Here is a 24653-nt window from a genome sequence, read left to right as displayed (position 1 = left end):
CTGGACTCGGTCGCTGCAAAAGAGAGTAGCGGACACGTACAACACCTTCCGCATGCATGAGTCATCAACAACTCGAATCCTTCTTCTAGTCTCGCTCGACCAGCAGTTTTCTGAAATCCATCTCTGAACTTAATGTCCAAGACCGAAACAAGAACATGCATTCAATAATATCAGTGTTTCAGTCCAAGAATGGACCAAGAACGACACTTCAAAATTTGCGTTTTTTTTGGAAAATTACGGGGTTGAACGCGGACAAATTGACGGTAGCGCTCTCTGATAGCCCCAATGAGGCGCAACGCGATGCAATGACTCTGCCGCCAGTAGCGACCGGCGTAGACGTCTTTTAACCGCCCCGGGTTTACCGGAGGGTAAAACACTCAAAGGTGTTGTCACGTAAACTCGGCGTCGGTTGTCGGTGTGCCGACATCAGCGTAATTGAAATGCATGATCCAACCCTCCATCAACTACAAACGCCACCGCTTCCCGCCAGAGATCATCGCTCACGCGGCCTGGCTGTACGTCCGTTTCAATCTGAGCCTGCGCGAGGTCGAGGAGATGATGCTGAAACGTGGCATCGATGTTTCCTACGAAACGGTCCGCCGTTGGACCCGCAAGTTCGGATCGCTGATTGCGCACAACTTACGCCCCCGACAGGCCCGCCCCGGAGATGTTTGGAATCTGGATGAAGTCGTGGTGAAGATCGCGGGCCGGTCATTCTGGCTCTGGCGTGCCGTCGATCAGGACGGTGTTGTTTTTGATGAAATCCTCCAGCCCCGGCGGGACAAGCGCGCGGCAAAGCGGCTCTTGGTCAGGCTGATGAAACGCTGGGGCTTCGTGCCCAGACGGATCATCACGGACAAGCTGCTCCTACGGCACAGCGAAGCGAGCTGTCGCCCCCCGCCTTGATCACTGGTCCCACAAAGGGCTCAAAAACCGCGCCGAGAACAGCCATTTGCCGTTGAGGGAAAGAGAACGGACGATGCAGCGTTTCCGATCACCAGGGGGGTTGCAACGCTTCGTCTCCATGCACTCCGAAACCCGCGATTTCTTCTCCGTCCCAGCCCGCCGCCGCGCAGCACTTGTGATCCGTTACCACCGAGTGAAAGCATTCGAGGCATGGAGAATCGCGGCCAACGTCGCTTGATGTGAAATCGGCACACCAACCTGAAGACTGGTTGAGCTAATGTGACAACACCCAAATTGTGGATTTCCTGCCCGATTCTGCGCTATCATCCTCATGAATTTTGAAACGCCTCTACGATTTTTCTGGCCTTTACGTCCACATTTCGCTTCTGAAATTTTGGGAAAACAAAGCATTGATACCGCCGTTCACACGAGTATGCAGCGCCGCTGGTTTGATCATCATAATGGGAATTGCGACCGGATCGGCAGCGGCCCAAAGCTGTGTTCCGCGTGATTTCCTGCAAGAGCCCCTGCCCACAAATCCGGTTCTGCCCCTATGGAAAGAAGCGATCAGCCTAGCCTATCCAAATCTCACGATACAGCACGGAGAGGAAATCCTGATCGTCCATCGCGGCCAGACCATTGTTGCGGAATCCCCCACGGCGCGCCCTGCCAACGTGATGATCGCGGCACCTACCGTGGGCGACCAATTCTCCATACCCTATCCCCTGTCGCGCAACCTCGATTTGCGTCTGGCGCCGTTTCACGATCCTGGCCGGGCGCGGAATGCCCGCTTCCTCGACCTCCTTTACGGCGCCTCGCCGGGTGAGGTTGAACCGGATCTACAGATGGTCAACGCAGGCTCGGTTCGGTTCCGTGTAACCCGCAGGCACAGCGTGTCCTGTCAACTTTTCTCGGCCCTGGCCGATCTGAACCTTGGCGATGACGCGATCGCACCCCTCTTTTCCGAAGTAGGCGGCGGATACAACTGGAGACGTATTACTGGCACTGACAGGCTGAGCCCGCATTCCTATGGCATTGCCTTCGACGTGAACGCCTCGCTCGGTGGCTATTGGCGCTGGACCGGTGCAACCGAAGGTGCCGTGGGCGCCTACCAGAACAATATACCTTGGCAGATGGTCGAGGCGTTGGAGCGCCGCGGCTTCATCTGGGGCGGGAAATGGCACCATTTCGACGGCATGCATTTCGAATATCGCCCTGACCTTATTCTCTACAGCAGATTGATCGAAGGAGACGGAAAATGACTGACCGAAAGTGGCTGACCGCGCTCGTGGCGATATTTGCGACACTGGCATCTTCGGCCGTCTCTCAGACCTTGATCGAGACCTATGGCGCAGAGATCGGCGTAGTGGATCGGCGCAATTCGTCAGGGGTGGGCCTGTATGATCCGATCGCGATCCTGACCCAGGATCGCGCGAACGTTCACCGTTTCGGGAAGCGTCAGTCCGGGGACACAATCGACCAGATATTTGGCAGCCGCGAGATGCGCGCACAGATGCCGTCCCTCCTGGCGCGGGGCAGTATTTCACCAGCGGCCGAAGCCGCACTTCGATCAGGTACTGGCACACGATTGGAGGTTAAGATCTGGGGACAAGGCGGCGTGCCGACCTGGCTGACCGTGGACTTGGCCAGAGCGTCATCGACCGCCACCGCCGACCCCATCCTAAGTCCGTCGGAACTGGGGCAGGCAGCGCGCAGGATCCAGTCCGCATTGAACGCGCGGGGTTTCGACTCAGGCCCGGTGGATGGGCAGCCGGGCCAGCGCACGAGGACGGCCATAGCAGCCTTTCAGAGCAGCGTCGGCACCTCCCCGACAGGCCAGCTTACGCAGTCAGAGTTAGCGATGCTGACAGGCGAGGCCGCAGGCACCGGTCCCAGCTTTGATTGCCGACGTGCCGGAACCGCGACCGAAATCGCGATTTGTTCGGACCCGACGCTCTCCACGCTCGACCGTTCCTTGGCGGGGGCATGGAAGGCAGCCGGGCGACCAGCAGACCAGGCGGTCTGGCTCCGCTCCCGGAATGCCTGCGGCGCCGATGTGGCATGCCTCACCCAAACCATGCGCGCGCGCGTGTTCGCTCTGGGAGGAACGCCAGAGCCGACGTTTCCGCAAGGACAAGCTGGCGGGGCAGGGCAGATGGCCCCGAACGGGTCTGGTGAACGCGCACCCGGCTATGCGATCACGGCAGCTGCCGAGATTCCGGCAGGCCCGCGTGCCCATTTCGATCAGGGCCAACTTGTCGACGCGCCCGAAGGGCTTGCACGCCGACTTGCCTTACTGGAGATCAAGCGCGATCCATCGGTGCTGAACGATACAAACGCGCTGGACGCGATCCGACGGCTGCAGAACGCCGAAACGGACCCGGCTGATCGCGCCTTCAATGCGATGAACGTGATCGAGAAGGAGGATTCCCACGCTTCTCTACGCGCAGCCTTGTTGGCCGAAGCAGAAGCCGTGCGCCCCATCACACCCGAAGATCCGCTCGAAGTGACGCTTTACGCCCATTCGCGGCCGGGGGATTTTGTTGAAGGGACCGGTTTGCAGCTTATCGGCGGCTCTTTGCAAATGATCCTCACCGCGCGCCCCTACCCTGTCGGGTCCATCGTCGTGACATTACCGGGCGAGATTTCGGGCCACCTCCCGATGAAACGTTCAGAGGCCGCGAGCTTCATCGACCGTGTCGCCGAAGAACGGGTGAACGGACGGCAGCCGCGCACCGTGATCTGGGGTCAGATAACTCGGATTGGCCGTGACGAAAGCGTGGAAAGTTTCGCAAACCCGACAACGCCGCGCGGAACACCCGCAACCTTTGAAGCCCAGCGTGCAGAGCTGCATTTCGTGGCGCAAGACAGCTCGCGGCGTTCGATCCTGCCGCTCGAGCCGGGGGGCGACCCGGTGCATCGCTGGCCGTTGGAAGGTAACGGCAACCAGATTGTTGGCAATCAAAGTGCGCTCATGCTGGCGCAGTCACTCGGCCTGCCAACCGTTGGCGATGCGATCGATGTCTCTCTACCTTTTCCGCACCGCAAAGATCCCGCATGGAGCCAGTTCAACGCACTCGCCTGGCTTGGCCAGAATCCTGACGCCCCGCGCAAAGGGGATACGTTCATCGGTGTGGCGGCGGGTTTACTGTCCGAGGACGATCACCGCAGCTTCTTCGGCGGGCCCCGCTACGGGCAGACGGACGTGGTCGGAATGGTGACGGGTACGCGCAGAGTTTCCGACCCATTTCCAGACGAATTTGCCCGGCGCGATGCCAAGCGTGTATTCTTCGAACGGTACTACGATCCAATTCTTGCCCGGGCGCCAATCTGGCCGGTCCAGGTCCGCCACAGCGTAGTGCTGACGCTTGGCCCGTATGATTTCGACACTGAGAGTTTCCCGCTTCAGGAGATGCAAACCGGACTGCCTGCTAGGCACTTCCGCGTCGTGAACCTGCCGGGGGATGGCCGCAATGGAGGGCTCGCCTCGGCCGAGCGTTTTGGAAATCTGCCCGAACAGATCCGAGTACCACCAGAGCAAGCGAGGTTGCTTCGTCAAATGGCTCAGGACCGCCAGGTACAGCTCGTCTGGTGGGCAGATTTCGATTACTCGGTGGACACGATGGCGATTGAGCAAGCCTTCGGCAGTCGCCAAGGTAGCCCACTGCGTACCGGACAGGGAACGTTGCGGCGTGTCGGCATCTTCGCAGGGCCGACGCTCGACTGGGAAGTGCTGTCATTTCCTCTCGAAGACCTGCTTATCCCTACACCCGAAGCGCCAATAGCACCGGTGATGCCCACCGCATCCGCATTTGCGCAAGACATTGCAGAGGCCGAAACGTCAGATGACATCTCTATCGCGGGCCACGCTGCCCGACTCCTTGGCGAGGGCGGTTTCGAACAGATTGCGAAACTGATGCCTGATGTACAGCGAGCCAATGAATTCGAGGCGCCTGTCGCTGCAGAAACCGCGATGGAGCAACTGCGTGCGGGGGCAGAAAAACCACTCGTCATCCGTAGCCGCATCACTCTGGACACCTATGACCTTGAGACGGGCACCTTTGCATTTCGGAGCGAAGGAATGACCCTCTCGGTACGTCAGGGCGGTCTGCAAGTCGCACTCAGCCTGGTCGGTCCGAATGCTTTCTTACCGCTCGAGATGGAACAAGCGACGGCGCGATTCATTGCCGAACAGAGATCGCGTACCATCATGGCCCTTGCAGAACTTACGCCCGAAACGGCGCAGCTGATGAAAGTACGTGGGCTACAGGTGTCGCTTCTCGCCCGTCCAGAGCGGATCGTTTTCTACACTCTGGATGAAAATGACCTGCCGCAGATTCTTGCCGAACGACATTTTGGCGAGGCGAACGAAGCGGCGCAGGCCCGGATGTCGCGCCGTTACGATGCCGCCGATTTCGAAGGGCTAGACCAGATCCGCCTCACGGTTACGCCCCATATCGTCGACCTGATAGCCCTGCAGGGTGGAATAGAACCTACCGAAAACGCGCTGCACGAAATGGTCGCCGCCGCGTGGGCAGAGCGCGATGCGGGCCTGCCAGGCCCTGGCCTGTTCGAAGCAGAGCAACCCCGGCCAGACCCAGTATGGGTAACGCGGCACGAAAAGACGATCCGGTCCTGGTTCGACGCAAAAGCTGCAACGCTTGGGCAGAACTTCAAAGTGCGGATCACGGCCAGTCCCGACGGCACTTGCGGTGTCTACGGCGACGTAGTCGGCCGTCTCAGCGCCGAGGTGATGAAAGCCGTCCCATCTTTGCGAGAGGATCAGAACAATCTCTCACGCCGTTTCAGCGAGCAGGGCGGACCTTTCAAGCTTCCGCGTCGATACGCGCTTATGCGTACCCGCCCCCATCCCAGGGAGGATCGGTGCAACAGTGCAATGACCATCCTTGTGCTTGCGGACGCGTTTCACGAAGGCCACCAAGGCACGCGTGGGATTGCGACGCATATAGATTTCACCCTCGGCTCGGCAGAACCTTTCGAAGCCCCAGGCAGAGCACAGGGCCTCGTCGTGAGGGGACAGGCAACGGCGACCCGGACAGAGGCCGTCGGCGGCGCCATTGGACCTGTACTGACGATCGCCGCCAAGACAGCTCCTGCTGCAACGCCAGCGGGGGACAGCGAGACTCCGAATGACCAGATCGCAACGGATCAGGCGCTTATTTCGCCCTCACAGGTGGCGCAGCAACCAGAGAGCACGGCAGACTGGCCAGAGGTCACACTTGAAGATGTCAGCCCTGCCCGAAACGATCTTCTGGGCATCGCACCGGGACAGAGCATGCGAGAGGCGATCGAAACGCTTTCTGCGCTTGATGGGATCGAAGCCGAGTACGAAACCGCGACTCCGCTCGCGACGACTGCTCCCGCCGCACAACGCGCGCTTGGGTATCAGCGTGTCTACGTGCGCCGCGGAGGGTCAGAGGCGCTGACCATTGCCTCCTGGAGTCCGAACGGCGAGGTGGTCGCGATCATGCGGCGCATGGTTCTGGCGGAAGGTAAAATGCCCTATGACCGCATCCTGTCTGCCTTGATTGAGAAATACGGCACGTCCGATTTCGTCACCCCCGGGTCAGAAATGCGGGGCTGGGGAGCCCCGAAAGAAACCTGTTATATCATGCCGATCGGGTTGCAAGCCTTGCCGCGGCTTGTCCCCGCGGATGGCGGCACGACACAATTTTTGCAGCGCGAGGGATCGGCGCATCAGAGGGGCATGCCGATTTTTTCCGAGAGAATCGCAGAGATGTATCTCGGCTGCGGAAAAACGCTGAGCTACCTGGAAGAACGCCGTGTTACGGGCGGGGCGTCAGGGTTCAACGTGGTGTTGATGGACTTTGATCGGCTTGAGCGTGCGCGCGATGCACTATCCCCCGAAGAGGACGCGGCTGCGGATTTCGAGATCGAGTTTTGACCCCGATTTCCAAGCATTTGATAATGAGGCGGTTGATCTGTCCTTCAGCTTGGCCATTGCTCCAGAGAAGATCAATGGCATTCTTCAAGGCCTCGAGGTCTCGCTGCAAAATGCCGGCAAACCGCACGATTTCTACAAGTTCTGCTTCAATTGCATCGTCGATCCACTGCTCCAGCAAGCAGGTCCGGGGGTGTTGTCACGTAAACTCGGCGTCGGTTGTCGGTTTGCCGACATCAGCGTAATTGAAATGCATGACCCAACCCTTCATCAGCTACAAACGCCACCGCTTCCCGCCAGAGATCATCGCTCACGCGGTCTGGCTGTACGTCCGTTTCAATCTGAGCCTGCGCGAGGTCGAGGAGATGATGCTGAAACGTGGCATCGATGTTTCCTACGAAACGGTCCGCCGTTGGACCCGCAAGTTCGGATCGCTGATTGCGCACAACTTACGCCCCCGACAGGCCCGCCCCGGCGATGTTTGGCATCTGGATGAAGTCGTGGTGAAGATCGCGGGCCGGTCATTCTGGCTCTGGCGTGCCGTCGATCAGGACGGTGTTGTTTTTGATGAAATCCTCCAGCCCCGGCGGGACAAGCGCGCGGCAAAGCGGCTCTTGGTCAGGCTGATGAAACGCTGGGGCTTCGTGCCCAGACGGATCATCACGAACAAGCTTCGCTCCTACGGCGCAGCGAAGCGAGATGTCGCCCCCGGCCTTGATCACTGGTCCCACAAAGGGTTCAACAACCGCGCCGAGAACAGCCATTTGCCGTTGAGGAAAAAAGAACGGACGATGCAGCGTTTGCGATCACCAGGGGGATTGCAACGCTTCGTCTCCATGCACTCCGCAACCCGCAATTTCTTCTCCGCCCCAGCCCGCCGCCGCGCAGCACTTGTGATCCGTTACCATCAATTGAAAGCATTCGAGGTATGGAAAATCGCGGCCAACGTCGCTTGATGTGAAATCGGCACACCAACCTGAAGACTGGTTGAGTTGTGTAACAACAACCGTCGCGGATATAGGGTTTCAGCAGCTCGAACCCGGCCTCGAACGTGGTTTGTTCGGCTTCATAAAGATTGCCGGTGTCCCAGACATAGCCGAATTCCGGATGGTTGACGGCCTGCAACAGATCAAGGCAGGCCTTGCTTGTATCGGCCCAGGTGCCGGGCAGGTTTTCAAGCTGCACATCAAAACCGCGCGCCTCGGCCGAAGCGACAATCTCACCCAACAGATCGACCACACGGCCGAACTCTGCAGGGTCGTCTGCGCCGCGTTTGGGTGCGAAGGTGATCAACGTATGCGTGCCGATCTTTTCGGCCATATCCATCGTCATCGACCATAGCTGGTTCTTGTGGATCGCGGCCAGATCGCTGTCGACCGTCAGGCCGATGAAGATCCCCGGCGAGGCTGCGGAATAGGTGATGCCATATGTGTCGCGCGCCGATTTCAGGATGTCCCAGGCACCGCCCGTGAGCAGTGGAAAGCGCTTACCCTCGACGGTGCGCGCCTCAAACGTGGTGATGCCATGCGCCAGCGCGGTGCGGATGATGGTGTCAAGGCTGCCCGGTTCGGTCAGGGGCGCGACTTCGTTGGTAACGGCGGCAAGTTTCATCGGGCGGGGAAGCTTTCTATGTGGAGTGCACAACCAGAACCCCGTCGCGAATCAATAGGCGGGTATGGTCGGTCACAAGGGCGTGTTCGGCACCAGTCTGGCTGCCCGGCCCGGGTTTATGAAATACTGTCAGGACATGCCGTCATAGCCGACCACGATGCCAAAGACCGGGCCCGGAACGCGGTCTACAAGGCGCGTAGCCGCTGAAAATATGGGTTTCTTCGTCTCAGGAGCTGGCCGAAATTTGGCATGTCGTCCCCCGTCAGACGCGCGATTAACGAATCTTGCTTTTCTATGACATCAGTGTCATGATATCGGTGTCATCAGTACCGGGGGGGATGCATGGCGACCATTTACGACGTTGCAAAGAAGGCAGGCGTGTCACCCAAGACTGTGTCGCGGGTGCTGAATGGCGACGCTCCGGTCAACAAGAACACCCGGGCGGCAGTGACACGGGCAATCAGCGATCTGGACTATGTGCCATCACAGGCGGCGCGGACGATGCGGTCCAAGAAGTCGGGGCTGATCGGTCTTATCACCGGTGCCATCTCGCATGCGCCGGAACCTGCCGCACCAACCGGGCTGCCGGATCTTCTCATCGTTCAGGCCATTCAGAAAGAGCTCGCATCACAGGGCAAGATCCTGATGATCGCCGACACGGGCGACACGTCCGAAACTGTCCCACTTCTGGCCCGGACCTTTGCGCAACATCGCGTTGATGGGCTGATCTACGTGGCGGACCACCACAGGGAAGTGGATATCAAACTTTCGGATGTTGGCTGCCCGACCATTCTGGTCAATTGCTTTGACAAGTCGGGCACGCTGTGTGTGCTACCCGACGATCGCGCCGGGATGGAGTCGCTGGTCACGCGGCTTATTCAGGCCGGACACGAACGCATCGGCTTTCTGTCACTGGATCCAGAAATGTCGGCGGCGCAGCTGCGGCTTGAAGGCTATCAGGCCGCGCATGCGGCATCGGGATTGTCCAGCGACCCGGCCTTGATCGCACATGTGCATGCAAGTGCCTCCGATGAAAGTCAAATCATCCTGTCCGCAGCGCTTGAAAAGCTTCTGTCGGTCGCGTCCCCGCCGACAGTGATCTGCTGCGGCAATGACGTGATGGCAATGCGGGTATACGGCCTGCTGAACAGCCGGGGCCTGCGGGTCCCGGACGACATTTCCATCGCGGGCTTCGACGATCATCGCGCGATATCCGAGGTGCTGACCCCGCAGCTGACCACTGTCGAGCTGCCCTACGTTGCGATGGGGCGCTTTGCGGCGCAACTGATGCTCGACGTAACCGCAGACAACACGCTGCAACCAAGAAATCCGAACCTGGTTCGTGGAACGGTCGCGTGGCGATCTTCGGTGACCAAACTCTGAATTGACACTCTTTGATCTCTAGGGAGGAGACAAACATGAAACTTACAAAGACCCTGCTTGGCGCGTTGGCTGCCTCCACGGCACTGGCCGGAGCGGCTGCTGCGCAGACAGAAATGAAGCTGTGGTATCACGGTGCCGGCAATGATGTGGAAAGCGGACTGCTGAACACCGTCATCGAGGAATTCAATTCGGCACAATCCGATTACAGCGTTGTTGTCGAAAGCTTCCCGCAGCAAAGCTACAACGAGTCGGTCGTGGCCTCTGCCCTTGCCGGCAACCTGCCGTGCATTCTGGACGTTGACGGCCCGGTGATGCCAAACTGGGCATGGGCGGGATATCTGCAACCGCTGCCCATCAGCCAAGAGGCAATCGAAGGCCACCTCGACTCGACCATTGGCCGCTACGATGACGAGATCTACTCGGTAGGGCTCTGGGACGCTGCCGTGGCACTTTATGCGCGCCAGTCAACGCTGGACGAGCTTGGCCTGCGCACCCCGACGCTGGAAGAGCCCTGGAGCAAGGATGAGCTGATGGCCGCACTCGACGCGGCCAAGGCCTCTGGCAACTATGATTACGCGCTTGACCTTGGCACGGCATGGACCGGCGAATGGTATCCATATGCCTTCTCCCCGTTCATGCAGAGCTTTGGCGGCGACATCGTTGACCGGTCCACCTATGCCAGCGCAGACGGCGTCATCAACAGTGACGAGGCCATCGAGTTCGGCGAATGGTGGCAGTCTCTCTTTGAGGAGGGCTACGCGCCCGGCACCAGCCAAGACCCTGCGGATCGCGATGTCGGCTTCATCGAAGGCAAATACGCCTTTTCATGGAACGGCAACTGGGCTGCGGCGGCCACGCTTGACGCAGGTGTGGACGATGTCGTCTTCCTGCCGGCACCTGACTTCGGCACTGGCCCGAAAATCGGTGCAGGGTCGTGGCAGTTTGGCGTATCCAGCGCCTGCGAGACACCCGAGGGAGCCGCAGCCTTTGTCGAACACGCGTTGCAAGACAAATACATGGCAGCATTCTCCGACGGTATCGGCCTTATTCCGGGGACCAAGGAAGCCGCCCAGATGACCGTGAAATACGCCGATGGTGGCCCGCTGGCCGTGTTCTTCGATCTGTCCGAGAAGCAGGCCCTGGTGCGTCCCGTCACACCGGGCTACGTGGTCGCGGCCAAGGTCTTTGAAAAGGCGCTGGCCGATATCGCCAATGGCGCAGACGTCGCCGACACGCTTGATGCCGCCGCCGACGAGATCGAAAAAGACATCGAAAGCAATCAGGGCTACGGCCACTAAGCAGACCTGAAAAAGGGGGCTGCGGATCTTCGCGGCCCCCCGAGATGTCGAGGGAAGCACATGTCCAGCAAATTGACCCGTTCCAACAAGGCCGGATGGCTTTTTGCCATGCCGGGGTTCTCGCTCCTGTTCCTGTTTATCATCGTACCGTTCTTTTTCGCCTTCTACCTGTCGCTCACCAATCAACGGCTGGTGTCGCCCAACGAGGCGCAGTTTGTCGGGCTCGAGAATTACCGCAATCTTCTGAGCGTCGCCGTGGTGACACTGGAGCCGGAAACCGACGACGCCGGCCAGATCGTCCGCGACGAGGATGGCGAGATCGAATATCCCCGCGTCCGCACCATCACCCGCAGCGATGAGTTTCCACAATATCGCGGGATGGGCGAGTGGTTCAGATGGCATTGGGGTGACACTGCCAAGGTGGTGATTGCCTCCGACGTGCTGTTCATGAAAGCGCTGGTCAACACGCTGACCTTTGCGCTGTTCATCGTGCCGCTACAGGGTGGCGGCGCGCTGTTACTGGCCTTGCTGATCAACCAGAAATTACGCGGGATAAACGTGTTCCGAACGGTCTACTTCATGCCGGTGGTGATTTCGATCGTGGTGATCTCACTGCTCTGGCGCTTTATCTATTCCGGTAATGACGGGCTGTTGAACAATATCCTGGAGGTGCTGACCCTCGGGGCCTTCACACCGATAGACTGGCTCGGGCGAACGGATACGGCACTGGGATCGATCATCGCGATGTCGGCCTGGCAGGGTATGGGCTTTCACATGGTGATCTGGCTAGCCGGGCTTCAGGCGATCTCGCCCACGCTTTATGAGGCCGCCGCCATCGAAGGCGCCAGCAAATGGCAAACCTTCCGATACGTGACCTGGCCGGGGCTTCGCAACACGGCCGTCCTGGTGCTGATCGTCATCACCATGCAAAGCTTTGCGGTCTTCGCTCAGGTCGACGTGATGACCAATGGCGGCCCGCTCGACTCGACGCAAACGCTGGTCTTCCAGACCGTCGAACGCGGCTATGGCAAGCAGGACATTTCCGGTGGTGCGACGATCTCGGTCATCCTCTTCCTCATGGTCCTGACAATTTCCGCCGTTCAGGGCTTTCTGACACGGGAGCGCAAATAATGGCATCTGTTACTTCTGACAATCGCGGGCTGCGGCTCGCGACACGCTATGCCGTCCTTGTGCTGGTTGGGTTCGTCTTCCTGTTCCCGCTGGTGTTCATGGTGGTGTCCAGCCTCAAGCCGGACCAGCAATTGCTTGCAGACACGTCCAGCATCCGCGCCTTCCTGCCCGTGGGCGACATCAGCCTCGACAACTACGTCAAGGCGTTCGAGCGTGCCCCGATCGGGCGGTTCATGATGAACTCTGTCTTCGTCACGGTCGTGACCGTGGGGGCGTCGATTCTGCTGTGCTCTCTTGCGGCTTTCAGCTTTGTCTTTCTTGAATGGAAGGGCCGCAATATCCTGCTGACGGTGATCGTGGCGACACTGATCATCCCGTTTGAAACCATCGCGGTTCCGCTTTTGCTGTTCGTGTCAAAGCTGCCGTGGATCGGGCTGGACGGGCTGGAGATCGGGTGGCTCAACACCTACCGGGTGCAGATCATCCCGTGGATGGTGGATGCGCTGACGATCTTCCTCTTCGTGCAGTTCTTCAAGGATCTGCCGCGAGAGCTGATCGAGGCTGCACGCGTCGAAGGGGCCAGCTGGCTTCTGATCTACCGCAAGATTGTCATGCCGCTCTCGGGCCCGGTGATTGCCACCGCGGCGATCCTGAAATCGCTGACAATGTACAACAATCAATATCTGTGGCCACTGATCGTGGTCCAGGACGAAGCACACAGACCCGTGATGGTCGGGCTCGGCTATTTCTTCCAGCTGCAGATCGCCTGGGGGGAGGTCATGGCCTACCTGACACTTATCTCGGTCCCTGTGATCGCATTTTATCTTGTTCTGCAACGCGCGTTCATCTCGTCGATTGCATCGACCGGCGTGAAGGGGTGAAATCACATGACACTGAAACTTGAAAATGACTGGGTCTGGGACAGCTGGTATGCCCATGACGGAAACAGGTGGCACGGCTACTTCCTGAAGGCGCCCAAAAGCCTGGGCGACCCGGATTTGCGCCACTTCAACGCGACCCAGGGCCATGCCGTGTCGGACGATCTTGTCAGATGGGATTATCTGGGCACCTGTTTCGCGCCAGCAGAGGGTCCAGCCTGGGATGACTATACCACCTGGACTGGGTCCGTCGTGCAGGACGATGATGGTCTCTGGCACCTGTTCTACACCGGTACGTCTCGCGCCGAAAAAGGCATGTATCAGCGCATCGGCCACGCCACCTCGCCGGATATGCACAGCTGGGAACGCGTTGGCGACGGGCTTTGCCTTGATATGTCCGGGCCGCATACGGACAAGTATGAAAGCGAGCATGTCAAAGGCTTCTGGCACGACCGGGCGATGCGCGACCCTTGGGTCATGCGCGATCCCGACGGCGACGGCTGGCTGATGTTCTTCACTGCTCGCGTGCCCGGTCAGGCAGAAGCGAACGAGGGCGGATGCGTCGGCTTTGCCACCTCGCCCGACCTTGTGACCTGGTCGCTCCAACCGCCTGTCTATGCCGGGCGGCTGGGACAGCTCGAAGTACCGCAGGTCTTCAGGCAGGGTGACAAATGGTACTGCCTGTTCTGCACCGCCGACGAGCATTTCTCGGAAGCGCTGGCCAAGGATTATCCCGGCGAACCGGTGACCGGCAGCCATTATCTGATCGGCGATAGCCCGCGCGGGCCCTGGCAGCTTGCAAAGGGGCCGTTTCTGGACGCGTCGCAACCCTGCCAGCGCTATGCCGCACGCATGCTGCAAACGGAATCCGGGCTGATGATCATCGGCGCCCGATACGTTTTGCCTGACGGGCAGTTCGGCGGGTTCCTCACCGATCCCGACCCAGTGGTACAACTCAACGACGGTACGCTGCGGATAGCGAAGTCGTCGATGGCAGCGGAGTAAGAACGATGGCCACATTGAAACTGAGTAACGTCAAGAAATCCTACGGTGCCGTCGACGTGATCAAAGGGGTCGACCTGGAGATCGAACATGGTGAATTCGTGGTCTTTGTAGGCCCGTCCGGCTGCGGTAAATCCACGCTGTTGCGGATGATTTCCGGGCTGGAAGACATCACCTCCGGCACGCTTGAAATCGGCGGCGAGGTGGTCAACGACAAGCCGCCGAAAGAGCGCGGCATCGCCATGGTGTTCCAGTCCTACGCCATTTTCCCGCACATGACGGTGCGCGAGAACGTCCAATTCGGATTGACCATCGCGGGCGCCTCCAAGCAGGAGAAGGAAGAGAAGGTGGCCGAAGCCGCGCGGGTACTGCAGATGGAGCATCTGCTCGACCGGCGTCCCTCGCAGCTCTCTGGCGGTCAGCGCCAGCGTGTCGCCATTGGCCGCGCGATCGTGCGCAAACCCAAGGTCTTCTTGTTCGACGAACCGCTGTCGAACCTGGATGCGGCGCTGCGTATGGACATGCGGATGGAGATCGGGCGCCTGCACGATACGCTTGATGCCACGATGATCTACGTCACCCACGATCAGGTCGAAGCGATGACGCTGGCCGACAAGATCGTGGTGCTGAAAGATGGTCTGGTGATGCAGGTCGGCACCCCGATGGAGCTGTTCCACGAACCAGCCAACCTGTTCGTCGCGGGCTTCCTTGGCGCCCCGTCGATGAACTTTCTCGACGTCGATGTGACAGAGCGCGACGGGACGTTTGCGAAGGTCGCCAACGCCGCGCTCGACCCTATCACTGTGGCCCATAAGGGGCGGATCGACGGGCCGGGCAAAGGTGTCCTTGGCATCCGGCCCCAGCATGTCAGCGCGGTCGAACCCGGCAGTGGCATGCTGCATGGCAAGGTGAACATGACCGAACGGCTTGGCACCGAAACCGTGGCCAACATGACGCTGCAGGACGGCTCCACGTTCATCGCGACTTTCGATGAGGACAAGATTTTCCAACAAGGCGAAAGCATCGATCTGGTATTCTCACCAGAGCAGGCGCACCTGTTTGCACCGGGCGAAATGAAAAGCGCCGCACATTGAAACGGTACGGGAACTCTCTGGCCCGTCCGGCACCCGCAAAGGCCCGAGCGCAGCGAAGGCGTGGCGGCGTTCCGGTGATCCAGCGTTTTCCCGAAACCCGCCCGTCGGCGGGTCGTCCGCACAACCAAGCCTAATGGAGACATCCCAGTGCTTTCGATCACCCAGCAACTCAAGGCCGCAGAAAGCTATGTATTCGCAACGCTGGCCGAAGCTGGCGTTGATTGGGACAACGCCGACGCCCGGGCGTTTCGCACCCGCTTCGATGCGGAGTTTCCACGTCTTTTCAACCTCTTCGCGAAGCTTTACGGCGAACATGAAGACTGTCTGGACCATCTGGCAACGCTGATCGGCCAGTCTCTGGCATGCTGGCAGGCGCGGCCCGATGATCTGAAAGGCTTGGATCTGTCACGCGAGGCGCAGCCGGATTGGTTCCAATCGAACAAGATGCTCGGCGCCTTCTGTTATGTCGACCGTTACGCGGACGATCTGATCAGGTTGAAAGACCACGTCCCCTACTTCACGGATCTGGGCATCACCTATCTGCACCTGATGCCCCTGTTTGATTGCCCTGCGGAGAATTCCGACGGTGGCTATGCTGTGTCCAGCTACAGGGATGTGCGATCCGATCTTGGCACGATGGAGGACCTGCGCGATCTGGCCAAGACCCTGCGCGAGGCCGGTATCTCTCTGGTCGTTGATTTCGTTTTCAACCACACATCCAACGAACATGAATGGGCCAGGAAAGCGGCGCAGGGCGATCCGGAATTCTCTGACTATTACTGGATCTTCGAAGACCGGCGGATGCCGGACGCCTATGAACGGACAGTGCGCGAAGTGTTTCCGGACGACCACCCCGGCGCCTTTGTGCAGATGGAAGACGGTCGGTGGATCTGGACGACATTCCATTCGTTTCAATGGGATCTCAACTACTCGAACCCGGCGGTGTTCCGCGCGATGTCGCAGGAAATGCTGTCGCTGGCCAATCAGGGCGTTGATCTGATCCGGATGGACGCGGTCGCCTTCATCTGGAAGCGGCTGGGGACGAGTTGCGAGAGCCTTCCCGAGGCGCATCTGCTGTTGCAGGCCTTCAACAGCGTTTGTCGCATGGCGGCGCCGTCGCTGCTGTTCAAGTCCGAAGCGATTGTCCACCCGGACGAGGTGGTGTCCTACATCGACCCGAAGGAATGCCCGATATCCTACAACCCGCTGCTGATGGCGCTGGGTTGGGAGGCGCTGGCAACCCGCAAGGTCGAGCTGATCAATCAGGCGATTGCGCGGCGCCAACCCATCCACCCGGAATGTGCATGGGTGAACTATGTACGCAGCCATGATGACATAGGCTGGACCTTTGCCGATGAGGACGCGGCAGAATTCGGCATCGTCGGTTTCGAACATCGCCGGTTCCTGAACGCGTTTTACACCAACCGGTTCGACGGCAGTTTCGCCCGCGGCGAACCGTTTCAGTTCAATCCGAAAACCGGCGATTGCCGCGTTTGCGGCACGACGGCCTCCCTGACCGGGATAGAAGCGGGCGATCCGGGCGGCATTGACCGGATGATCCTGCTTTACAGCATTGCCTTCTCGGCCGGAGGCATTCCGCTCATTTCGCTGGGCGATGAAGTGGGCCAGCTGAACGACCATTCCTACAAGGACCATCCCGGACAGGCAGGCGACCAGCGCTGGGTCGGCCGCCCCATGCGTCCGGACGGCCTTTATGATCAGCGCGATGATCACACGACGACCGCAGGCAAGATATTCGCAAGAATGAAACAGTTGATCGACGCAAGGCGGTCAGCACCGGGACTGTCGGGCAATGCCATCAGATCATTCAACACGCAAAACCCGCACGTGCTTGGATATGTCCGCAACGGCGAGGGACAGGAAATCTATGTGCTCGCCAACTTTGCCGATACCCCACAGAACCTGGACCCGCAGCGGTTTCTTGAGACGATGCCGCGCATGACCGACCTTATCACCGGCGAGGCGTTTCACGTGCGCACGGGTGTATCACTTGGCCCCCACCAGACAGTGTGGCTCGCCTAGCTTAGATTGAAGGTGCGAATGTCAACGAAGCGGACTGCTTGCGTCCTTTGACCATTGGCCAGGCCTCTGAGTTTGACGAAGACTGAGTTTAATCCTCGGCACGCGTCCACCCCCCCGCTGGCGATTGCGGAGCTATCTGCCCAGAGGGCAGCCCGCTGCCGTCGATCCTCTCTGGCGCAGTGATCCATGGATCGAACGCCGCTCACTGCACTGCGCCCGATTGGGGAATGAATGGAAGCGCTATTCCCCAGAGGCCGTGAATCGCCGCTCTCAGCCAACTTGCCTTTCAACAATGCATTGCTGAGGACCAGTCTCAGTGAAATGCGCGTGGCACGCATCGATGAAATGGCGCACCAGACGGCGCGGGCGGCTTCTATCGTAGCCAATCGCAAGCGTTAATGGCGGCAGCGGGCCCGAGATGGGCAAGCCTGCCAGCTCCGCCCCGCAATAGCTGGTCAAGGTCATCGGCCGCATGTTGAGCACGGCACAGCCATGGCCTGCGCTCACGAGGCTCCGCACCATTTCTGTCGAGTTTGCATAGGCCGCAACCGAGATGTCGGCGTGCCTGTCAAACAGGCCCAGGTAATAGTTTGCCGCAAAGGGGCGTTGCAGGACCACAAGCGGTACCCTCACGACTTGCGCCATCGTCACATCTCCGCTGCGGCAAGCGGGTGGTCACGGGGCAGCAGGCAATAGGCCGGGGCCTTTATCAGAACGTCAAACTCAACCGTTGAGCGCACATTTTCGCTGACAAACAGGATGACATCGTAAAGCCCGTTCAGCAGACCGTCCTGTGCGGCGTCATTGTCGCATTCATCAAGATGCAGCGTGACCGCGCCGCTGCTGTGGACAAAGCTTGACAGGATCGACGGCAAGAAGGCAGGCGCAATCGGTGCGTAAAACCCGATGCGGAACGTACCGCTCAACGCCTCCTTCAGGTCAGCCCCCTCGGCGACGACCGATCGGTAGTCATCAAGTAGACGCTCGAACTTCTGCGCAACCTGTCGCCCGCTGGCATTGGCCCTGATCCCGCGAGACCGTTGCCGGGTAATCAGCGTCAGATCAAAGGATGCCTCAACCTGATCGATTGCAGCCGAGACGCTGCGTGATTTGCGATACCTCGGCATGACGTCTGCCAGCCCCCTCCACATCGAACGACACCCCAGCCAGACCGGGCAGTAGACACGTCAAATCCATCACCCAAGCGGAAATCAGCCTTTGGTTGCAGGTGGTCTCAGAACGCACGTTATAGTAATGGACGCGCCGGGAATCCGGGCGCATTATCGACCTCGGTGACAAAGTTGACGGGCAGCGGACACGTTGCCCGTTGGTAGTTGAAAGCAACATAACCATACGGCCGCAATTTCGGTGGTCGTAAGACAAGGAGCCCTCGATATGCCAGTTTCCGCGCAATTGAATGACCAATGGTGGGTGAACGACCAGACCCCGGACAACCCGTTTGGAAAAGGCGAAGATTACGAAGATTTCCTCGACTACCTGGGGGCGTTGAACCGCAGCCTGACGCCCGAGATCGCGGCCCAACCCCTAAGGATCAATGTTCAGGAACTCAATGATCATCCCGACTATCAGGAAGCGGCCGTTGGCGCCTTGCAGATGTGGGCATCGGTCACGCCGCTGGAATTTGAAATCGTCTACGAGACACCGTGGGATCGCAACACGGACTGGATGCGGATTGTCAGCCCCGAACTGGGCGAAAGTAGCGATGGCAGCGCATTTTCAAGCAATCGCTACGTCAGCATCGGCCAGCGGTTCCATGACACCGAACCCAACCTGACGGATATCGGCGGTTATGTTTTCGACTCCTTCATTCACGAATTCGGCCACGAGTTTGGCCTGAACCATCCCGGCCTTTACAATTACAGCGGGCCAGGTGGCGTACAGATCAACTATCTCAACAATGCGACCTGGACCTACGACCGCCAGCAATACAGCGTCATGTCCTATTTCGATGGGATTGATGTCGGTGAAGACACGCGCTGGTCGGCGGCAACCCCGCTTATGGCCGATATCGAAGCCGTGATCCGGCGGTTTTTCTCGACCGTCGACGAAAACGGCGTGCGCAGCTACCAGACCATCAACCTCATGACAGGTGACAATGTCTACGGCTTTGACAGCACGGAATACGGCTACGAGTTGACGTCCTGGGGCATGCAGCACGATATCGGTTTCGTAATCCACGACACCGGCGGGACCGACACGATCAACTTCTCCGGCTCCACCTCGGGAACGATCCTGGACCTGCGCGCCGGACACTTCTCCAGCGTCAACGGCCACAGCAACAACGTGTCGATCTTTGCGGGCCACAACGCCGACGCAACCGAATATTACATCGAGAACGGAATCGGCAGCGCCTATGACGACGTCCTGATCGGCAATGACGGGAACAACGTTCTGGACGGCCGCAGTGGCGGCGACCGGATGGCCGGCAATGGCGGCGACGATATCTACTTTGTTGATTCCATTGATGATATCGTGCGCGAGGAAGCGGATGGCGGGGAGGACACCGTCATCGTACTGTCGAGCGATCTGATCATCGACAGCATCGCAAACGTCGAATACATCATCTATGTCGATCAGTCGGAGAACCCGCCCGCGACGGTCGGCAGCGGACCGTTGCCCAGTATCGGCGACACCACGTTGACCAGCATCACTTTCGGCGACATGGACAGCAACATCCTCGAAGGCGGGGCCGGCAGCAATACCATCTTTGGTCTGGGCGGCGATGACCTTGTCATCGGGGGCCGTGACACGCTCGCCAGCCGCGATATCAACAACACGATCGCCATCGCGGATCTGGAAGATCAGACCGAAAGCGACGACGCCGGTGATACGCTCTACGGTGGCCGGGGCCGTGATACGATCCTGGGCGGCGCCGGGAATGACATTCTGGATGGCGGCGCGGGCAACGACATGCTGAGCGGTCAGGCCGGCATTGACATCTTCAGGGGCGGGTCCGGCATCGACACGGTCGATTACAGCCGCGAAAGCCCGTTCCAGCTGCTCGTCAATCTAGAAACGAATGTCGCCAGCGGGGGCACTGCGTCCGGCGATACGTTCTACAGTATCGAGAATCTGATCGGGTCCGATGACCGTATCGACCGCTTCATCGGCACCTCCGATGCAAACCATTTCTGGGGCCGTGGCGGTGGCGACGTGTTCAATGGCCGTGGTGGCGATGACATTCTGGATGGCGGCGCAGATGGCGACATTCTGTATGGGGAGGACGGCAACGACACGCTTATCGGTGGCAGCGGTCAGGACTATCTGGATGGCGGCGACGGCATTGATACCGTCAAATACTCTGGCAGCACCGATGCCGTCACGGTCGATCTTGCCAATGGCACGGCCAGCGGTGGCGATGCCGATGGCCCGGTCCAGATCGTCGGGCGCGGCACGGTCATTCGCCACGATATTCTGGTTGATATCGAAAACGCCGTGGGCTCGTTTTACGACGATCACCTTATCGGCACGGACGAGGTCAACGTTCTGTCCGGGTGGCACGGTGACGACACCCTGACAGGCGGGGGCGGTGCCGACACGCTGAACGGCGGTACGGGCAGCGACACGGCGGATTACGCAAACGCAACCAGCGGCGTCCAGCTTGACATGCGCGGCGATGGCGCCGGGGGGGCCAGGTTCAACTCTATCGAAAATCTCGCCGGGTCGGGGTTCGATGACATGTTGAACGGCAACGGCGCCGCCAATGTTCTGACCGGTCAGGGGGGTGCCGACAAGATCAAGGGTGGCGGCGGGGATGACATCCTGCTTGGCGATTTCGCCTATCAGGGGGAACCCCTTCCAACGCCGGGTCTGGGGACCGGTTATGCCACGCTTGGACCGGATGCGACGAATAATTCCATCGCAAACGCCTTCGATATCTCGAACAACTTCAGTCTTGAGGAAGACCCGGACATCTTCGATTCAACAACCGTCCTTCACACGACCGTCAATGCCACCGGCAATGGTCTGGGTGGATATTACAGAATTGATCTGGCGGCCGGGACATTCCTGTCGATCGACATTGATGGCATAGCCGATCCGAATGTCCATGACAGCTGGGTCAGATTGCTTGACAGCGATGGCAATATCGTTGCCGAAAACGACGATGGTGGCGGTGATCCCGGCTCCACCAGCAATCGCGATTCCAGCGTGGCCTTCGCCATCGAGGAAACCGGAACCTACTATATTCTGGAAGGCAGTTGGTCGCCAACCGCGCCGGGCAGCGGCTGGGCCGAAACCGTACCTGTCGGGTCGACATACGAGTTGAACGTCTCGGTCGATTTCCCGCCCGAGCCCGTGCAGCCGGGCATCGCCGGGTCCGACACGTTGGGTGGCAATCAGGGCAATGACCTGCTGGATGGGGGGCTCGCCGCAGACAGGCTGACGGGGGGCGCAGGAGAGGACGCTTTCCGCTTCTCTACAGCGCTTGGCGACGGCAATATCGACCTGATCACCGATTTCTCTGTCGATGAAGACCTGATCCTGCTGGACAGTCTCATCTTCGAGGAGGTCGGCGACCAGGGTGTGCTGTCCTTCGATGTCTTCTACAGCAGTTCGTGGGGTGTCGCGCGTGATGCCGATGACCGCATCATCTATGACACCGATGATGGCACGCTGTCATATGATGTCGATGGCTCCGGGGATGCAGACTCCGTGCAGTTTGCCCAACTCGGCACAGAGCTGAACCTTACGGCGTTCAACTTCTTTATCATCTAGCACAATCAGAGGAAGGGGCGCAGTCCGCCGTCCCTTCCTCATGAGACGGGGGCGCGCAGCAACACTGGGACGCATTGCGCATGTCTGCCGAATTTGATCGTCTGCTTGGCGAATGCGAGCAAGCCCTGCCAGACCCAGGCAGAGATCAAAACCGGCTTGGGTGTGTCGCCGGTTGCAAAAACGTTTCCGTGACCTGCGGCCCCTTATCCCGCCGCCTCTTTCTGGTCGGATGGCCTTTCTACCGGGCCGTAAAGCGCCGAGGATTTCTTGCTGTACCACGCCCATAACCAGTTCCCGTAATCGTAATGCCACCATTCGCTGGGCAGGTTGGTGAATCCGGCGTGCTGCATTGCCGCCAACAGATGCTCCCTGCGTTCCGCGGGCGCCGCAGGCACCGGCGCTGCGGTCCAGCTCTTTTCGCTGGCCTCGTCAAATGCGCCCCCCATATCCAGGATCGTGCCCTCCTCGTCCGACAAGGTCACATCAATCGCACCACCCGTGATGTGAGGGCTGGGGCGAACCGGATCGTCCGATGCCCGTGCCGCGTATAAAAGCGTCTTGCGATCAATCTCTGCCTCGGTAAGGGAAGGGTCTTCCAGCTCGATCTGTCGTCGGACATTGTCAAAAAGAAACTGCTGCACGCGCTTCGGGCGCCAGCCATCCAGGAGGACAAGCCGGTAGCCGCGCGGCAATGCCTCTGCCGCCCGGACGAGCCTGTCATAGACACCTTTGCGCACCCAGATCTCTGGCAATGCACCCGCCAACCCGTTCTGAAAGTCGACGGGCTGGGCGGTCCAGTGTTCGCAGGTGATGGCTGGAACAAGCGGCTCCTCGCTTGTCCCGGCCGAGATATATTGGGCAACGCCCCAATCCAACGCTGTCTGTTTCTCTGTCAGCATCTCACATCAACCTTGAGGGCAGCCAAGTGGTCAGTCCGGGTATCAGGATAATGACCAACAGCACACCTAGCGCGACCGCGATGAACGGCCAGATCGCAACAAAAAGACGTGTGATATCAACTTTCCCGACAGCAGCAGCCACGAAGATGCAGGCCCCCAAGGGCGGTGTGATCAGCGCGATGGTGATGTTGAGAGTCATCACGATGCCCAGATGGACCGGATCAACGCCCGCAATCTGCGCCACGGGCAGGATAATCGGCGTCAGCAGAAACAGCGCCGACACTTCTTCCATGAACATGCCGGTGATGAAGGTGACGCCGGAAATGGCGATCAGGGTCAGTGTGGGACTGTTGGCAAAGGGTTCCAGAACGCCCACGAAGGCCTGCGGTGCATTGGCAAATGCCAGCTGCCAGGACACGATTGACGAAATCGCGATGATAACGAACACCGCCGAGGTCAGGATGGAGGTTTCTCGCAGCGCGATCCAGGCATTCCGAACGCTCAGGTTTCTGGTCCACAAGCCCCAGATCAAGACATACGCGACGGTCAGAGCCCCGGATTCAGTCGGAGTCACGATGCCCAGCACGATCCCGGCGACAATGATGACAGGGGCGATCAGCGCCGGGAGTGCTGCGTATGCGGCGCAGGCGATCTCTCTGAGTTTGGCACGTCGTTGGTTTTTCTCGACATTGTAAATGCGCGCGTAAACGACATTCATTCCCATGAAAGCGAGGCCAAGGGCGATTCCCGGCAAGACGCCACCCAGAAACAGGCTGCCGACGGAGGTCCCCGTCAGGCTGGCGTAAAGGATCATGAAAATCGATGGCGGCACGATCGGGCCGATCAGCGAGCTTGCAGCGGTAAGCCCCGCCGCATAGGTGCCGGGAAACCCGGCCTGACGCATGCCCGGGATCAGCAAGGTTCCAAGCGCCGAGGTATCGGCAACGGCAGACCCGTTCACACCGGCGAAAAACACGCTTGCGGTGACGTTCACATGGCCAAGCCCACCGCGAAAATGGCCGACCAGACGATCCGCCAAGGCCAGCAGGCGGGGGGTCATCTGACCGTTGTTCATCAGGTTGCCCGCAAGAATGAACAACGGGATCGCCATGAGCGAGAAGACATCAATGCCGCCAAATGCCTGTTGCGGCATTATCCGGGCCATCTGATCAAAGCCTACGAAGGAAAAGCCCACAACGGCGGTCGCCATCAGGCTTAGGAAAAGGGGCAGACCCAGTACGACATGGATCAGCATCACCGCCAGCATTGTCAAAATCATAGGTCATGCTCCACTGTCGCTTGCGGCAATGGCCTGGGGCCGTTCAAAAGCGCCATCAGGAACAGCAGACCGAACCCGATCGGCATAAGCGCAACAGGCAAGGATCGGGACACTTGCAAGCCGGGTGTCTGAAAGAAGCCGACCTTGCCCACATATTGATACGAAAACCAGGTCATCGCCCCGGCCAGGGCCAATGTCAGCAGCCATTGGTACAAGATGATTACCTTTCGCAGCCCTTCCGGCACGCGGGTTTCCAGAACCGAAACCCGCATATGCGCGCCATCCACCCAGACAGCCCCGATACCGATCATCGCAGCGCCGATGATCACATAGCGTGCCAGCTCGTCAAACCAGATGGGCGAGGAGCCGAAGAAATACCGTGCCCCGACGCCGTAAAGGATGAACAAGGCCACCCAGGCAATCAGGATAGCTGACACGCCCAGGGTAAGGCGTGCCAACCAGGTTTGCA

14 protein-coding genes and 3 pseudogenes are annotated in these 24653 nt (G+C 59.4%); 12 read left to right on the top strand and 5 right to left on the bottom strand.

All coding sequences use genetic code 11. From position 1 onward, the window contains the following. Positions 1 to 444 precede the first annotated feature (444 nt). From EDD52_RS12690 to EDD52_RS12670, 4 genes and pseudogenes are all read left to right on the top strand, one after another. Positions 445 to 1144 (top strand): annotated as a pseudogene (locus EDD52_RS12690) (IS6 family transposase). Positions 1145 to 1367: 223 nt separating this feature from the next. Next, positions 1368 to 2168 carry a M15 family metallopeptidase gene (locus EDD52_RS12685; RefSeq protein ID WP_132245497.1) on the top strand — a complete coding sequence of 267 codons (801 nt, stop codon included), beginning with the start codon at positions 1368 to 1370 and terminating at the stop codon, positions 2166 to 2168. After that, complete coding sequence (locus EDD52_RS24005) at positions 2165 to 6832, top strand: peptidoglycan-binding protein (RefSeq protein ID WP_243651926.1); 4668 nt, start codon at positions 2165 to 2167, stop codon at positions 6830 to 6832. The genes EDD52_RS12685 and EDD52_RS24005 overlap by 4 nt, the downstream gene beginning before the upstream one ends. A 251-nt stretch (positions 6833 to 7083) precedes the next feature. Then, positions 7084 to 7785: an IS6 family transposase gene (locus EDD52_RS12670; protein ID WP_132245495.1), complete on the top strand. Its 702-nt coding sequence runs from the start codon at positions 7084 to 7086 to the stop codon at positions 7783 to 7785. 88 nt (positions 7786 to 7873) lie between these two features. Here the strand turns inward: EDD52_RS12670 and EDD52_RS24000 are convergent. Then, positions 7874 to 8440, bottom strand: a pseudogene (locus tag EDD52_RS24000) (sugar phosphate isomerase/epimerase family protein); the annotation flags it as partial. A 342-nt stretch (positions 8441 to 8782) separates the two neighbouring features. On the opposite strand from EDD52_RS24000, the gene EDD52_RS12660 reads away from it, so the two are divergent. The 7 genes from EDD52_RS12660 (at position 8783) to EDD52_RS12630 (ending at position 17269) form a co-directional block, all read left to right on the top strand. Beyond that, entirely contained in the window at positions 8783 to 9823 is a 1041-nt protein-coding gene (locus EDD52_RS12660; RefSeq protein WP_132245491.1) for a LacI family DNA-binding transcriptional regulator, read from the top strand. 35 nt (positions 9824 to 9858) lie between these two features. Next, positions 9859 to 11121, top strand: a complete 1263-nt coding sequence (locus EDD52_RS12655; protein WP_132245489.1) for a sugar ABC transporter substrate-binding protein — start codon at positions 9859 to 9861, stop codon at positions 11119 to 11121. A gap of 60 nt (positions 11122 to 11181) precedes the next feature. Beyond that, positions 11182 to 12252 carry a carbohydrate ABC transporter permease gene (locus EDD52_RS12650; RefSeq protein ID WP_132245487.1) on the top strand — a complete coding sequence of 357 codons (1071 nt, stop codon included), beginning with the start codon at positions 11182 to 11184 and terminating at the stop codon, positions 12250 to 12252. Further along, a complete protein-coding gene (locus EDD52_RS12645; RefSeq protein ID WP_132245485.1) occupies positions 12252 to 13133 on the top strand; it encodes a carbohydrate ABC transporter permease in 882 nt (293 codons plus the stop codon). The genes EDD52_RS12650 and EDD52_RS12645 overlap by 1 nt, the downstream gene beginning before the upstream one ends. A gap of 6 nt (positions 13134 to 13139) precedes the next feature. Beyond that, on the top strand, positions 13140 to 14135 hold the full coding sequence (locus tag EDD52_RS12640) for a glycoside hydrolase family protein (protein WP_132245483.1): 996 nt from the start codon (positions 13140 to 13142) through the stop codon (positions 14133 to 14135). A 5-nt stretch (positions 14136 to 14140) separates the two neighbouring features. Then, positions 14141 to 15226 carry an ABC transporter ATP-binding protein gene (locus EDD52_RS12635; RefSeq protein ID WP_132245481.1) on the top strand — a complete coding sequence of 362 codons (1086 nt, stop codon included), beginning with the start codon at positions 14141 to 14143 and terminating at the stop codon, positions 15224 to 15226. Positions 15227 to 15373: 147 nt separating this feature from the next. Then, entirely contained in the window at positions 15374 to 17269 is a 1896-nt protein-coding gene (locus EDD52_RS12630; protein WP_207906020.1) for an alpha-amylase family glycosyl hydrolase, read from the top strand. A 270-nt stretch (positions 17270 to 17539) separates the two neighbouring features. Here the strand turns inward: EDD52_RS12630 and EDD52_RS23995 are convergent. After that, a pseudogene (locus tag EDD52_RS23995) lies at positions 17540 to 18396 on the bottom strand (LysR substrate-binding domain-containing protein). 268 nt (positions 18397 to 18664) lie between these two features. Between EDD52_RS23995 and EDD52_RS12615 the strand changes: the two are divergent. Continuing rightward, entirely contained in the window at positions 18665 to 22006 is a 3342-nt protein-coding gene (locus EDD52_RS12615) for a M10 family metallopeptidase C-terminal domain-containing protein (RefSeq protein WP_132245475.1), read from the top strand. A gap of 203 nt (positions 22007 to 22209) precedes the next feature. Here EDD52_RS12615 and EDD52_RS12610 read toward each other — a convergent pair whose 3' ends face one another. The 3 genes from EDD52_RS12610 to EDD52_RS12600 are packed head-to-tail and all read right to left on the bottom strand — an operon-like array spanning position 22210 to position 24642. Beyond that, positions 22210 to 22905 (bottom strand): M15 family metallopeptidase, encoded by a 696-nt coding sequence (locus EDD52_RS12610; RefSeq protein ID WP_132245473.1) that lies wholly within the window; start codon positions 22903 to 22905, stop codon positions 22210 to 22212. A gap of 1 nt (position 22906) precedes the next feature. Further along, the gene (locus EDD52_RS12605) at positions 22907 to 24184 is read right to left on the bottom strand and encodes a TRAP transporter large permease (protein ID WP_132245471.1); all 1278 of its coding nucleotides are present in this window, start codon (positions 24182 to 24184) and stop codon (positions 22907 to 22909) included. Then, on the bottom strand, positions 24181 to 24642 hold the full coding sequence (locus EDD52_RS12600; protein ID WP_207906019.1) for a TRAP transporter small permease: 462 nt from the start codon (positions 24640 to 24642) through the stop codon (positions 24181 to 24183). Before EDD52_RS12600 ends, EDD52_RS12605 begins: the two co-directional genes overlap by 4 nt. Positions 24643 to 24653 lie beyond the last annotated feature (11 nt).

Source organism: Primorskyibacter sedentarius (assembly GCF_004342065.1).
Taxonomy (GTDB): Bacteria; Pseudomonadota; Alphaproteobacteria; order Rhodobacterales; family Rhodobacteraceae; genus Primorskyibacter; species Primorskyibacter sedentarius.
The sequence above is the reverse complement of the archived record's forward strand: the minus strand, read 5'-3'. Positions and strand labels throughout refer to the sequence as shown.